At 58.3% G+C, this 13,784-nt stretch carries 11 protein-coding genes; 3 read left to right on the top strand and 8 right to left on the bottom strand.

Going from position 1 to position 13,784, the window contains the following annotated elements:
- Positions 1-1,779 (bottom strand): ABC transporter ATP-binding protein (locus RG836_RS18050; RefSeq protein WP_310848065.1); only part of this gene is annotated, 1,779 nt, incomplete at its 3' end.
- A gap of 145 nt (positions 1,780-1,924) precedes the next feature.
- Positions 1,925-2,146, bottom strand: coding sequence for a hypothetical protein (locus tag RG836_RS18055; RefSeq protein ID WP_310848067.1), 222 nt, complete (start codon positions 2,144-2,146; stop codon positions 1,925-1,927).
- Between the two features lie 205 nt (positions 2,147-2,351).
- On the opposite strand from RG836_RS18055, the gene RG836_RS18060 reads away from it, so the two are divergent.
- Complete coding sequence (locus RG836_RS18060; RefSeq protein WP_310848068.1) at positions 2,352-3,167, top strand: alpha/beta fold hydrolase; 816 nt, start codon at positions 2,352-2,354, stop codon at positions 3,165-3,167.
- Entirely contained in the window at positions 3,157-4,353 is a 1,197-nt protein-coding gene (locus tag RG836_RS18065) for a PAS domain-containing sensor histidine kinase (RefSeq protein WP_310848070.1), read from the top strand. The genes RG836_RS18060 and RG836_RS18065 overlap by 11 nt, the downstream gene beginning before the upstream one ends.
- Positions 4,354-4,399: 46 nt before the next feature.
- On the opposite strand, the gene RG836_RS18070 is transcribed toward RG836_RS18065, so the two are convergent.
- On the bottom strand, positions 4,400-4,792 hold the full coding sequence (locus RG836_RS18070) for a RidA family protein (protein WP_310848072.1): 393 nt from the start codon (positions 4,790-4,792) through the stop codon (positions 4,400-4,402).
- 344 nt (positions 4,793-5,136) lie between these two features.
- Between RG836_RS18070 and RG836_RS18075 the strand changes: the two genes are divergently transcribed.
- Complete coding sequence (locus RG836_RS18075; protein ID WP_310848074.1) at positions 5,137-5,856, top strand: endonuclease NucS domain-containing protein; 720 nt, start codon at positions 5,137-5,139, stop codon at positions 5,854-5,856.
- Between the two features lie 223 nt (positions 5,857-6,079).
- Here the strand turns inward: RG836_RS18075 and RG836_RS18080 are convergent, their stop codons facing one another.
- From RG836_RS18080 to RG836_RS18100, 5 genes are all read right to left on the bottom strand, one after another.
- Positions 6,080-6,619 carry an SRPBCC family protein gene (locus RG836_RS18080; RefSeq protein WP_310848075.1) on the bottom strand — a complete coding sequence of 180 codons (540 nt, stop codon included), beginning with the start codon at positions 6,617-6,619 and terminating at the stop codon, positions 6,080-6,082.
- A gap of 66 nt (positions 6,620-6,685) precedes the next feature.
- Positions 6,686-8,191: an efflux transporter outer membrane subunit gene (locus RG836_RS18085; protein ID WP_310848077.1), complete on the bottom strand. Its 1,506-nt coding sequence runs from the start codon at positions 8,189-8,191 to the stop codon at positions 6,686-6,688.
- 11 nt (positions 8,192-8,202) lie between these two features.
- Positions 8,203-11,421, bottom strand: a complete 3,219-nt coding sequence (locus RG836_RS18090) for an efflux RND transporter permease subunit (protein WP_310848079.1) — start codon at positions 11,419-11,421, stop codon at positions 8,203-8,205.
- 15 nt (positions 11,422-11,436) lie between these two features.
- Positions 11,437-12,621, bottom strand: coding sequence for an efflux RND transporter periplasmic adaptor subunit (locus RG836_RS18095; RefSeq protein ID WP_409078091.1), 1,185 nt, complete (start codon positions 12,619-12,621; stop codon positions 11,437-11,439).
- A 188-nt stretch (positions 12,622-12,809) separates the two neighbouring features.
- The gene (locus tag RG836_RS18100; RefSeq protein WP_310848081.1) at positions 12,810-13,697 is read right to left on the bottom strand and encodes a LysR family transcriptional regulator; all 888 of its coding nucleotides are present in this window, start codon (positions 13,695-13,697) and stop codon (positions 12,810-12,812) included.
- Positions 13,698-13,784 lie beyond the last annotated feature (87 nt).

The following is a 13,784-nucleotide window of genomic DNA, read 5'->3' on the forward strand; positions in this document are numbered from 1 at the left end:
GACGCCGTTCTTTGCCAGCAGTTCGCTGTGAGTGCCTTGTTCGATGATGCGGCCGTCGTCCATGACGATGAGCCGGTCCATGGCGGCGATGGTCGACAGTCGGTGGGCGATGGCGATCACGGTTTTGCCCTGCATCATGTCATCGAGGCTTTCCTGGATCGCCACTTCGACTTCCGAATCCAGTGCGCTGGTGGCTTCGTCCAGCAGCAGGATGGGCGCGTTTTTCAGCATCACCCGGGCGATCGCCACCCGTTGCCGCTGGCCGCCAGACAGCTTGATGCCGCGCTCACCGACCAGGGTGTCGTAGCCGGTGCGGCCCTGGCGGTCGCTGAGTTGGCTGATGAACCCGTCAGCCTGGGCATTCGCGGCGGCGGCGCGGACTTGCGCGTCGGTGGCGTCCGGCCGGCCGTAGGCAATGTTGTCGCGAATCGAGCGGTGCAGCAGCGAGGTGTCCTGGGTGACCATGCCGATGGCGCTGCGCAGACTGTCTTGAGTGACATGGGCGATGTTCTGGCCGTCGATGCGGATCTCGCCACTGTCGACATCGTAGAAGCGCAGCAGCAGATTGATCAGTGTGGACTTGCCGGCGCCGGAGCGGCCCACCAGGCCGATTTTTTCGCCCGCCCGAATGCTCAGGCTCAGGCCGCCGAGCACCTGGCGCTCGCCGTTATAGTTGAAGCTGACGTTGTCGAAGGTCACCGCGCCGCCGGAGGTGACCAGCACGCCCGCGTCCGGCGCATCCTGGACCTTGGCGCCAAGGGTCAGGGTGGCCATGCCGTCCTGCACGGTGCCGATGCTCTCGAACAGCGAGGTCATTTGCCACATGATCCAGTGCGACATGCCGTTGATCCGCAGCGCCATGGCAGTGATGGCCGCCACCGCCCCGGCGCCGACCTCGCCGTGGTGCCAGAGCCACAGTGCATAGCCGCCGGCCGCCAGGATCAACGCCACCACCAGGGCCTGGTTGACGATCTCGAACTGGCTGACCAGGCGCATCTGGCGAAAGCCGGTTTGCTTGAAATCTTCCATCGCCGCCCGGGCGAAGTGCGCTTCACGGTTGGAGTGGGAGAACAGCTTGACCGTGGTGATGTTGGTGTAGGCATCCGAGATACGCCCGGTCATCATCGACCGCGCGTTGGCCTGTTCCTGCCCGACCTTGCCCAGGCGCGGCACGAAGTACCACAAGGCCAGCCCGAACAACGCGACCCAAGCCACGAACGGCAGCATCAGCTTCAAGGCAAAGCCGCCGGCCAAGGCGATGATCGCGATGAAGTACACGCCGATCCCGGGCGCGATCTCGATCAGGGTGAACAGCACGTCGCGCACCGCCAGCGCCGTCTGCATCACCTTAGTGGTGACCCGGCCGGAAAATTCATCGGAAAAAAACGAGAGGCTTTGCCGCAGCATCAGGCGGTGGAAGTCCCAGCGCAGCCGCAGCGGCAGGTTGATCGCCAATATCTGGTGCTGAACCATGGTGCGCAACGCCACCAGCCCGACACTGGTCACCATGACGATGCCCATGCCCCACAACACGCGACTCTCCTGCGCCGCCGCTTCACCGCCGGCCTGCCAGGTCGACAGCAAATCCACCACCTGCCCGAGGAAGGAAAACAGCCAGGCCTCGTAAATCGACACCGCAGCGCCGAGCAGCGCCAGCAACAGAATGTAACCGCGAGCGCCTCGGGTGCAGGCCCACAGAAAGCGCACCAGGCCATTGGGTGGCGGCGGGACTTCGTCCGGCGGAAAAGGGTCGAGCCTTCGTTCAAACGCACGAAGCATGGTGGTCTCCAAAACGATCAGTGAAGGAGATTCTGCCATTGAACGGGTGGCTTGCGGGTTTTGTGACGCGCAGGGACGGCGCGGGTGACGGCTTGCTGCGGTCTCAAGCGGCTTCACCGCGCTGCCTTCCCAGACGCTGCTACCGTCATTTCAGGCCAATCGAACCCGCTGATTTCGAAGGCACCAGGCCAGCCAGTTCAACCCACGGCGTGGTGCCAAACCGGCAGTTGAGGCAACCCGGGCTGTGCACGAAATTCAGTGCCTGGTCCAGTTCTTCCTGACGAACCTGGCAACTTTTACAGGTGATCACCCCTGCGCTGAGCCGCCATCGCGTACTCCAGTTGAGCAACTCGTCACTCATCGTCATCGCGATTTCCTCGTAGGGTCATTGACGATTGAGTCGCGCGGCAGCAGTACGTTCATCTCATTTTCAAATGAATGACCGAAGGATCGCTCTTGAGCCTCGATCCGCTCCCCAAGCCACGCCCGCGATGGCCTTGCCCGAGCGGTTATCGGCGGGCATGATGACCCCCACCGCGGCCAGCCTGGCTCTGGCTTTCCGGAGAGATCGCATGGATCTTCAACATCGCAATAACGTGACAGTCTTGGGCGATGGCCAGGCGACGCTGATCTTTTCCCACGGCTTCGGCTGCGACCAGACCATGTGGAACTATCTTTACCCGCACTTCACCAGCCGCTTTCGGATAGTCATGTATGACCTGGTGGGCGCCGGCCAGTCCAACCTGGCGGCCTACAGTCGCGAAAAATACGGCTCGCTGACGGGCTACGCGCAGGATCTGAATGAAATCATCGAGCGCTATGCCGTCGGTCCGGTCATCCTGGTCGGCCACTCAGTCAGCGCGATGATCGGCGCCTTGGCGGATCGTCTGACGCCCGGCCGGATCGCCGGCCACGTGATGGTCGGCCCGTCTCCTTGTTACATCGACTCCGGGGACTATGTTGGCGGATTCAAGCTCGAGGACATCCATTCCCTGCTCGACACCCTGGACAGCAATTACCTCGGCTGGTCGAGCACCATGGCCCCGGTGATCATGGGCGCGCCCGGGCAGCCGCACCTGAGCGACGAACTCACCAACAGTTTCTGCCGCACCGAACCGGACATCGCCAAGCAATTCGCCCGCGTGACCTTCATGTCCGACAACCGCCAGGATGTCGCGGGCCTGCGCACGCCGACGCTGATCCTGCAATCGACCGAAGACCTGATCGCACCGGTCGCGGTGGGCGAATACCTGCACGCCATCATGCCCGACAGCACATTTTGCCTGGTGCCGAATGTCGGCCATTGCCCACACATGAGCGCCCCCAGCGCCTGTTCCGAAGCCATGGATCGCTTTCTGCTGCCCTGGGCAAGTAAACATGCCGACTGATCACCCGCCCCTGCCCGACGCGGAAGCGCTGTTCGACGGCGCGCCTTGCGGGCTAGTGGTGTCCACCGAAGACGGCACTATCGTGCGGGCCAATTCGATTTTCTGTACCTGGATCGGTCGCAGTCCGTCCGAGCTGCAAGGTGTGCGCTTCCAGAACCTGCTGACCATGGGCGGCCGCATCTTCCATCAAACGCACTGGGCGCCGCTGATGCAGATGCAGGGCTCGGTCGCCGAAGTGAAACTGGATCTGGTCCACCGCGACGGCCACACCGTGACCATGCTGCTCAATGGCGTCAGGCGCGAACAGGCCAGCGGCGCGTTTTATGAACTGGCGTTGTTCGCCACCACCGACCGCGATCGCTATGAATGCGAGCTGCTCAGCGCGCGCAAACACGCAGAGGAATTACTCTCGGAGAAAACCGCTGCGGAGTCGGCGCTGCAGCTGGTCAAAGCGGAATTGAGCGTCGCGTATGAAAAGTCCCAGCGCCGCGCCTTGTTCGCCGAACAAATGGTCGCGATTGCCAGCCATGACCTGAAGAACCCACTGACTGCGATAAAAATGGCGTCTGACTTTCTCGGTCGCGGCGAGCGAAGCGCAAAAGAAAGCCAACTGATCCAACACATCAGCCGCTCCACCGAGCGCGCGCAACGGATGATCGCCGACCTGCTCGACTTCGCACTGGCCCAGGTCGGGCACGGCATCGCCATCACGCGCCGCCTGCTGGACCCGCATCAAGTGGTCAGCCAAAGCCTCAGCGAACTACGCGTCGCCTTCCCTCAAGCCACGCTGATACACCGCATCACTGGCACCGGCAGCGCCGAACTCGACGCCGACCGCATCCAGCAGGTCATCGGCAATCTGGTGGCCAACAGCATCGCCTACGGCGACCTGCGGCATCCTGTGACCATCACTTCAAACGTCACCCGCCAGATGACTTCGATCTCGGTTCACAACGAAGGACCGCCAATCGCCGAGTCAGTGATGGGCCACCTGTTCGAACCCATGACCCGCGGCAGCGTAAAAGACGACGACGTCAGAAGCGTCGGACTCGGCCTGTTCATCGTCCGGGAAATCGCCAATGCCCACGGCGGCGTCGTGGCCGTGAGCTCTAGCGCCGATGAGGGCACGGCTTTTGTGATTACGATTCCGGCATCGGGGACGGTGGTCCATCCAGTCGACGAGTGATCGGGAGCAGCGGGCGCTTTACAGTTTCACCGGCGCGCCTGAAAAACTATCGCTGCACCGCGATGCACTTGATCTCCACCAGCAACCCCGGCCGAGCCAGTTCACTGACACCGATGCACGTCCAGGCACAGGTGCTCCTGGGGAAGACGTCATCCTTCACCCGTCTGAAGATTGGCATGTGGCGGTGCATATCGACGTGATACGTCGTCATCTCAACGACGTCCTCAAACTCGCAGCCACCGGCCGCCAACACCAGCCGAAGATTCTCCCACGCGGCCAAAAACTGCTGCTCAGGGTCTTCGATCACTGCTAATTCCGGCGTCCGGCCGACCTGGCCGGCGCAGTACAGCGTTTTCCCAACCTTTACCGCCGGCGCATAACCCGCACGCTCGCTGAGAAATTTCATACTGTCTGGAACGATGATCTGACGATCAGTCATGGTCGTGGTGCCCACCTTATAAATGGATTCGAACCTAACTTAGGTGGTGGCGTGGCGTCTAGTTGGGTTATGTCTTATTGAGCGGTTGGTGTTGACGGTTGTGATGGGCGGAAAAGGATGGCTTGGGGATGGGTTGAAGTCAGTTGCGGATGGCGGGTATCGGCCAATAGCGGACGCTTAGTTGACCAGCTTCCATCCTTAAAACAGCACCAGTATTAACTATGATCAGCTGACAGCTGCGCGTTGCTCACGGTGGCGATATACGAGCAATGACGCCAAATTGGTGTTCCTACCCCCACCAGCTAACCTGCAAGTCTTAAGCCATCAGTCATGGACGCTCCTAGATGCAGCCACCCAAGAAATACTCTGTTGTTTTAGTCAATTTAGATGGTGAGCACACGCTCTATCCGATGAAAGAATGGTGCCGTCAGAATCCCAATGAAGCACCACCTATCGATCCAAACACGAATTCTCAGCAGCTACGTCGTGCATTCACGCGAATGGGATGGGTAACTGAAGAAACTGAAACACAGGTACTGGTTCTGCGTCCCGGCACACCTAAAACAGCCATCCAAGCCATCGAAGACGAAGACTTGGCTCTTGGAGGCGAAGACACGCCAGATTCAGATCGAGAGACAGTATTTGAACTGGAATGGCAGCTACGCGACTTCATATCTCACAACATCGAATCGCTGAAACTTGAAGGTAAGTCCCTTCGCCTCTATGTCGACCCTCAAGGTCGTGATGGAGTGGAATACCCTACCGACGTTGGGCCAATCGACATCCTCGCACTTGATTCAGACGACGCGTTCGTGATTTTCGAACTGAAACGTGGACGTGTGGCAGATCGTGCTATCGGTCAGATCAGCCGCTACATGGGCTGGATCAAGAAGAACCTTGCGCACGGGAAGATGGTGAGGGGCGTTATCGTCGCGAAATCTATCAGCTCAAACCTACGTCACGCTATCGTTGCAGTGCCGAATGTCTCGCTTTTTGAGTATGAAGTGGCGTTCAGCCTGAACCAAATCCTTGAAGCAGATGGGCCAAAGGCAGATGAAATATAAGGAGGAATAGCCCCACTTTGGTAATGCCATCGATTGGCCGCTACTGGCCGCAATCAGTCAGTCACGCATGGCCGCTATCGGCCAACTGCCCTTCACATCGAGCAGCAGTCAGCCAATAGAGGTCACTCATTCACGTCGGTGCGGCCGCGTGCTATGCGATCGCTACACCACGATCAGCATAGGTGATCACAGGCTCGTTAAGTCGCCGCTATCCCCTCTCGGATCACTCTGATGCAGGTAATCGGGCGGGTAAGCCCGATTGGGCTCTCACGCTCAACTGTGCCAACCAGATATCGTGCTGTTCAATCAAGCCTTGAGTGAACCCTTCAGTCGCCCAGATACCTAGCGTACTGATTTGAGTTTCATCCGTAATCAGCAAGGTTCCCCCGTCCGCTAGCGGATGCAGATACCAGGTGTGATAGGCCTTTACTCCGTCAGCAACGGCGATCCATGCAACACGCCGCTCAGTCTCGAAATCATGAACTGTCGAGGTGAGGCGAAATCCGAAGGTCGTCCATTTGAAAACAGAGCCGGCTTGTAAGAAAGGGCCAGGCCACACCACAAAGTCGACGTCCTGAGCGTTCGGATACCATTGCGGCCAGCTTTCTGCGTATGTCAGCCATGCCCAAACTGTAGCAGGGGATGCAGGAATCACTAGATGGTTACGGGCGTACAAGGGGGCATTTTGTGGATGATAGTCACTGGGCCATCGTATTTGAGACCTAGCGTTAGCTAGTACAGCTTGAAATGCTGATTCACTCATTTTCATATCCTTCGTTGAAACACCATGGAAGTGGTTTTAGGTCTACGATCTGGTGGCCGAATCTGCTTATCCCGGCCTGGAATTGCCTTGCGCCAATGTGAGGCGTTCTTCCCAACCGCCACCCAGCGCACGAACGAGATTGACGGTGGCAATGGCTTGCACTCCCCTCAATTGCACTGCTCCCTGGCGCGCTTGAAGTGCCGTGCGCTCGGCATCGATCACCGCGAGGTAAATGACGTTGCCTTCCATGTATTGGCTGCGGGCAATTGCTGACGCTCGTTCTGAAGCCGCGACCGCGCGATCCTGCTCTGCGGTTTGAACCCGTAGGATCCTCAAGTCGGAAAGACCGTCTTCCACTTCCTGAAAGGCGATCAGCACTTGCTCGCGATAAAGTGCCACGTCCTGTTCATAAAGCGCCCTGGCGTTTGCCAGGTTGCCCTTGCGTAGCCCGCCATCGAAGATCGGCACATTCAGCGCCGTGCCCACAAGCGGACCGAGCAGGAAGGTGCGGCTACTCCACTGGAACAAGTTACCCAGCGAGCCGGACTCAAAGCCGGCAGCTCCGGTCAGGTGCAACGCAGGGAAAAATGCTGATTTGGCCATGCCGATCCGGGCATTGGCTGCCGCCATTGAGCGTTCGGCGGCGGCGATATCCGGTCGACGCTCCAACAGGGATGACGGCAAGCCCGCTGGAATACGGATGTCTACGGTTTGCTGAGGACTCGGTTTCAGCGAAAACTGCGCCGGCGTTTTACCCAGTAGTACCGCCAACCTGTGCTCGGCTGCAGCACGCAGGCGCTGCACCGACAACGCATCAGAGCGCGCGGTAGCCAACTCCGATTCAGCACGGGCGACATCCAGCTCACTGATGTCGCCCAGTTCAAATCGTTGCCTTACCAATGCGAGTGCTTGCGTACGCAACCTCACAGCGTCTGCGAACGCATCGATTTGCGCATCCATTTGCCGCAGCACGAAGTAATTCTCTGCAACGTCCGCCTGCACACTTAACTGCACCGAACGCATCAACGCTTCGCTGCGCTCAGTTTCAGCATCGGCCGCATCCACAGTAGAAGCAACGCGACCGAACAGGTCGACCTCGTATGACACACCTGCCTGTGCACGCCAAAGGGTTTGCTGCGCCCCATCGCCCCGATCCGACTGCGACGGAGATTGTGACGCTGGCGACAGACGTTGGCGTGTAGGACTGAATCCGGCTTCGAGAGTCGGGAACAGGCCGGCCTGCGCAGTTTGGTTTAGCGCTCGGGCTTGCTTGAGCCTCGCCGCTGCGACGTGCAGGTTCTGGTTTTCCTGCATGGCTTGATGCTCAAGGTCGTTGAGCACAGCGTCATTGAAAACGGTCCACCACAGCCCACGTTCCAGCGCTTCAGAAGGCTCGGCAGTTTTCCAGCTACCGCCCTCCTCATTTGACAACTGCGCCTCATCCTTGAAAGCCGAGGGTGGCACCAGAGCTTCTTTGTCATAACCCGGTTGCAGGGAACAACCCGCCACGGTCAACACTGAAAAAACCCCTGCACAGCGCCCCAGAAATGAACCTAAGGAAAATGCTTTCATGATTCTAATACTCACTGTGGGTGCGCAACGCCAGGGCCGCTGTGAACATGGCCGGCTGCAACACTCTGAAGACTTGGGTGCATCCCGTGCTTATCAACCAGATGTTCGACACCCGACAATTTGCGCAGCAGCACGTAAAACACCGGCGTCAACATCAGGCCGAACAGCGTCACGCCGAGCATGCCGAAGAAGACCGCGATGCCCATCGCCTCGCGCATTTCCGCACCCGCTCCGGACGAAAACACCAGCGGCACCACCCCCATGATGAACGCGATGGATGTCATCAGGATTGGCCGCAAGCGCAAGCGGCTAGCTTCAACTGCCGCCTCGATGATGGTGCGGCCCTGCATCTCCAACTCCCTGGCAAACTCAACAATCAGGATCGCGTTCTTCACCGACAGTCCAACCAACACCATCAACCCAATCTGGGTAAAAATGTTGTTGTCGCCGTCGGTCAGCCAAACACCGATCAACGCCGAAAGGATGCTCATCGGCACAATAAGGATAATTGCCAGCGGCAAGGTCAGGCTTTCATAGAGAGCTGCCAGCACCAGGAACACCAGCAATACACTGATCGGAAAAATCCACAACGAAGCATTCCCCACCAATACCTGCTGATAGGTCAGATCCGTCCATTCGAATTTCACGCCACGGGGCAATACTTCGGCAGCAATTCGTTCGACAGCTGCTTGCGCCTGGTCGGACGAATAACCTGGTGCCGGGCCACCATTGATGTCTGCTGCGGGGTAACCGTTGTATCGCACCACTGACTCTGGACCATAAGTAGTAGTGACCTTTACCACTGACGACAGAGGCACCATCTCTCCGGCGGCGTTACGGGTCTTGAGCAGCCCGATGTCCGCCGCGGTGGCACGGAACGGCGCGTCGGCCTGGGCACGAACCTGATAGACCCGTCCAAACTTGTTGAAGTCGTTGATGTAGGTCGACCCCAGATAGATTTGCAGCGTGGCGAACACGTCGGTGACCGAAACCCCCAATTGCTTGGCTTTTACTCGGTCCAGTTCTACGTTGAGTTGCGGCACGTTGATCTGGAAGGTAGTGAACGACGGACCCAACTCGGGCGCCTGCGCCGCCTTCGCCAGGAATGCCTGGGTCGCGTCATTCAACGCTTCATATCCTAGCGAGCCACGATCCTCGATCTGCAACTTGAAGCCACCCAACGTGCCGAGTCCCAGCACAGGTGGCGGAGGAAACGCCGCCACACTCGCCTCTTTGATCTGCGAATATTCGCCGTTCAATTGAGCGACGATGTCCTCTGTCGATTCGCCTTCGCCGCGCTGGATCGAAGGCTTGAGGATCATGAAAATAACCCCCGCGCTTGATGAGTGGGTGAAGCCATTGATCGACATCCCCGGATACTGAACGGCACGCTCGACACCCGGTATCCGGTGCGCGATTTCGGCCATGCGCCGCACCACCTGCTCAGTACGTTCCATGGAGGCGCCATTGGGCAATTGCGCCACGGCCAGCACGTAGTCCTTATCCTGTTGCGGAACGAATCCGCCTGGTACGACTTTGCCCATGAAAACTGCCGCACCGAGAAGCAGACCGTAGATGACCAGCATCACCATTTTGCGGTTGACGAGACGATTAACCCCATGGCCGTAAGACTTTGAGCCGCGGTTGAAGACGTTGTTGAACCCATCGAAGAAGCGCCCGAAGAGGCGATCCATCACTCGGGTCAACCAGTCTTTCGGAGCGTCGTGACCTTTGAGCAGCACCGCCGCCAGCGCCGGTGACAGGGTCAGCGAGTTGAACGCAGAGATCACTGTCGAGATGGCAATCGTCATCGCAAACTGTTGGTAGAACTGCCCAGTCAATCCTGACATGAACGCCAGCGGCACGAACACCGCGACCAGTGTCAGGGCAATCGCAATGATCGGCCCGCTGACTTCCTGCATGGCTTTGTAGGTCGCATCGCGGGGTGATAGCCCAGCCTCGATATTGCGCTCTACGTTCTCGACGACAACAATCGCATCGTCGACCACGATGCCGATGGCGAGCACCATACCGAACAGCGAGAGCGCGTTGATCGTATAACCGAATGCCAGTAACAGCGCGAACGTGCCGATGATCGAAACCGGTACGGCCAACAGCGGAATCAGCGACGCGCGCCAGGTTTGCAGGAAGACAATCACCACCAGCACGACCAGGGCAATCGCTTCGAACAGCGTCATGATCACTGCATTGATGCTTTCCTGAACGAACTGACTGGGGTCATAGGCAATTCGGTATTCCAGATCCTCAGGCATGTCGGCCTGCAACTCGTCCATCGCGGCGCGAACATCCCGGGAAATCTGCAAAGAGTTCGCGCCGGGTTGCTCAAAGATCACCACCTGTGCCGACTGCTCGTTATCCAACAGCGAGCGCAACCCGTATTCGGCCGCACCGACCTCAACCCGTGCGACATCGGAGAGATGAGTCACGGCGCCGTCGACTGAAGACTTGAGGATGATGTCCAGGAATTCCTGCTCTGTTTTCAGTCGACCCTGAGCGTTGATACTTAGCTGCAAAGGGACGTTCGTCATCATCGGTGCGCCGCCGACCATCCCCGCTGCGACTTGTACGTTCTGCTCGCGAATGGCATTGACCACGTCGGTCGCTGTCATGTTGAGGCGCGCGATTTTCTGCGGATCCAGCCAGATGCGCATGGAGTAATCGCCACCGCCCCACAACCTCGCCTCGCCGACGCCGGGAATGCGCGCAAGCCGATCTCGCACGTTGATCAGGAGATAGTTACGCAGGTAGGGCATGTCGTAGCGACGGTTCGGTGAGACCAAGTTCACCGCGATGGTCAGCGTCGGCGATGACTTGATTGAGGTCACCCCCAGGCGCTGGACTTCTTCGGGCAGGCGCGGAAGCGCTTGGGCTACTCGCGTCTGGATAAGCTGCTGGGCAAGGTTGGGATCGGTGCCCAGTTTGAACGTCACCGTGGTGGTCATGTTGCCATCGCTGGTCGCCTGCGACTGCATGTACAGCATGTCCTCGACGCCATTGATTTGCTCCTCGATAGGCGAAGCAACTGTGTCGGCAATCACCTTGGGATTTGCCCCAGGGTACTGGGCATGCACAATCACAGAAGGCGGTACGACTTCCGGATATTCCGAGGAAGGCAATTTCATCAGAGCGATGAGCCCGGCGAGTACGACCAGCACTGACAAAACACCGGCGAAAATCGGCCGATCGATAAAGAATCTCGAGATATTCATGGGACTTGCTACGCCTTAGGCCGCGGGCTTGATTGAAGGAGCCAGGCTCGCCATATCGACGCTTTGAGCATTTACTGAGTCTTGTGGCCGCACGCGTTGCATACCATTGACGATCACCCTGTCTCCGGCTTTCAGGCCGCTCAATACCACACGCAGTCCGTCATGCAAGTTACCCAGTACCACCTCGCGGTATTGGGCGCGATTCTGCTCATCCACCGTCAGCACGAACTTGCGCGTCTGGTCGGTTCCGACCGCCGCATCATTGATCATCACTGCCGTGTGCGGCTGACCACCGCTGACCTTGATGCGGGCGTACAGGCCCGGTAGAAGTGCGCCGTTGGCATTGTCGAAACGGGCGCGGACACGGATGGTGCCCGAGCGGCTGTCCAGTTGATTGTCGACCGAATCGATCCTGCCTTGACGGGAATAGCCAGATTCATTGGCCAGCCCCAGCGATACCGGTACCGCCAGACGAGAAGCACCACTGAGGTAGCTCAGATATGTCTGCTCATCGACGTCGAACGAGGCATAAATCGGAGACACCGACACCAGCGTAGTCAGACGCGGCGCAGCGGCACCACTCGCAACGACATTGCCCAGCGTCAACTCCGCGCGGGACACCCGACCGGCCACAGGCGCAACTATCTGGGTGTAGCCAAGATTGATCCGTGCGGAATCCAACGCGGCCTGCGCTGTTTTTACCTGCGCTTGGGCTTCGCGCAGTGCATTGTGTTTTTCGTCCCGATCACGCTTGGAGATCGCGTTGGCATCGATGAGTCGGTCAGCACGCGCGGCGTCCGCCGTGGCGAAAACTGCGCGCGATTGTGCCGCGGCCAACACGCCCGCGGCACGGTCCAATTCAGCCTGGTAGGGTTTGGGGTCGATGCTGAACAACAGCTCGCCTCGCTTCACCAGACTTCCGTCCTTGAAGTGAACGCCAACAATCGTGCCGCCTACCAACGGCCGAATGGCAACCTCATCAATCGCCTCCAGTCGACCGGAATAGGATTGCCACTCTGTAATGGGTTGCGACACTACAACCGCAACACTGACGTCAACGACCGGCGCCGGAGCGCTGGCTGCTTCGGCAGAGCTGATAAATGCACCTTTGTGACGCTGCGCAAAAGGTACGCCCGCAGCACAAACAACTATAAAGAGCGCACCTAGTGCCACGGACACACTTTTACGACTAGCTAACATCATGATGATTCCTGGTAATCGGATCAGATAACGCTAGGACTTGCGACCTATCGCCGGGGCCGGACCAGTTCATCGGATGGATCACACAGGACCGGAGGCGTCCATTGTGGAAGCCTCTTACGGATTGATAAACGATGCGCAGGGACACCCATTGTGGCGTTTATCGACACAATGAAAATCGAGGAAAATCAGCCAGCCAACATGTTGACGATCCAATTGATCAGCGGGCTGGATGCCGAATGCGGGTGCCAGGCCACAATCAACTCATATCCAGGGGGACTGACATTTTCTTCCAGTTGCACGATTTTCAAACCGGGGTATGGCAGAAGGCGGGAGGGAATGAACGCCACAGCGCCAGTGGCTTTGACCATCTGCCCAACCAGTAGAAAATGCGGCACCGAGAGAATGATGTTGCGTTGCAAGCCGCGTTGCTCGAACCAACCATCTGCCGAGCCCTGCAAATTGGCCCTGGCGGGCGAAACCACCACATGAGGCTGTCGAGCCAAGGCGTCCAGACTGACCACACCATGGCATAGCTCAGACGCCTCTTGCGCGACGCACACATAGTGCTCATGAAACAGAGTCCGCCGCGGAAAGTTCGCCGGAACGTACTCAGGAAGGGAAATCGCAATGTCGATCTCACCGCTGGCCATTTTTCCAGCCAGAGAATCGATTTGCAGCTCGCTCAGGATCAACTTTAGATGGGGGGCCTGCTCACGAATGTCACTCAGGCGAGGAGCGAGGGCGACATAGTGCGCGTAGTCCGCCCCACAAATATTCACCTGAGCAAACGCCTGTGCTGGATCGAAAGGTGCTCGATCTATTAGCCGATCAAGTGCGCAAAGGATTTCATTCACTTCGCCCGCCAGTTCCTGTGCTAGCGACGTGGACGTAACTCCACGGCCCGTGCGCACGAACAACGGATCGCCAAAAACCTCCCTTAACGTCGCTACATTAGCGCTAACGGCTTGCTGAGTTAGCCCCATCTGGTCGGCGACAACACTGAGATTTTTTTCCTTGAGCAATGCGGAAAAAATCCGCAGCTGTTTGATTCCTAGCCTCGCTACTCTGTTCATATTTGTATCTTATACAAAAAATGATTGTTTGTTGTTGTATCAGCTGCGCCATAGGCTGCGATCCATAGCCTCCAACACGGTCCTTCC

The sequence above is a fragment of the Pseudomonas rhizozeae genome (assembly GCF_031583775.1).
Lineage (GTDB): Bacteria > Pseudomonadota > Gammaproteobacteria > Pseudomonadales > Pseudomonadaceae > Aquipseudomonas.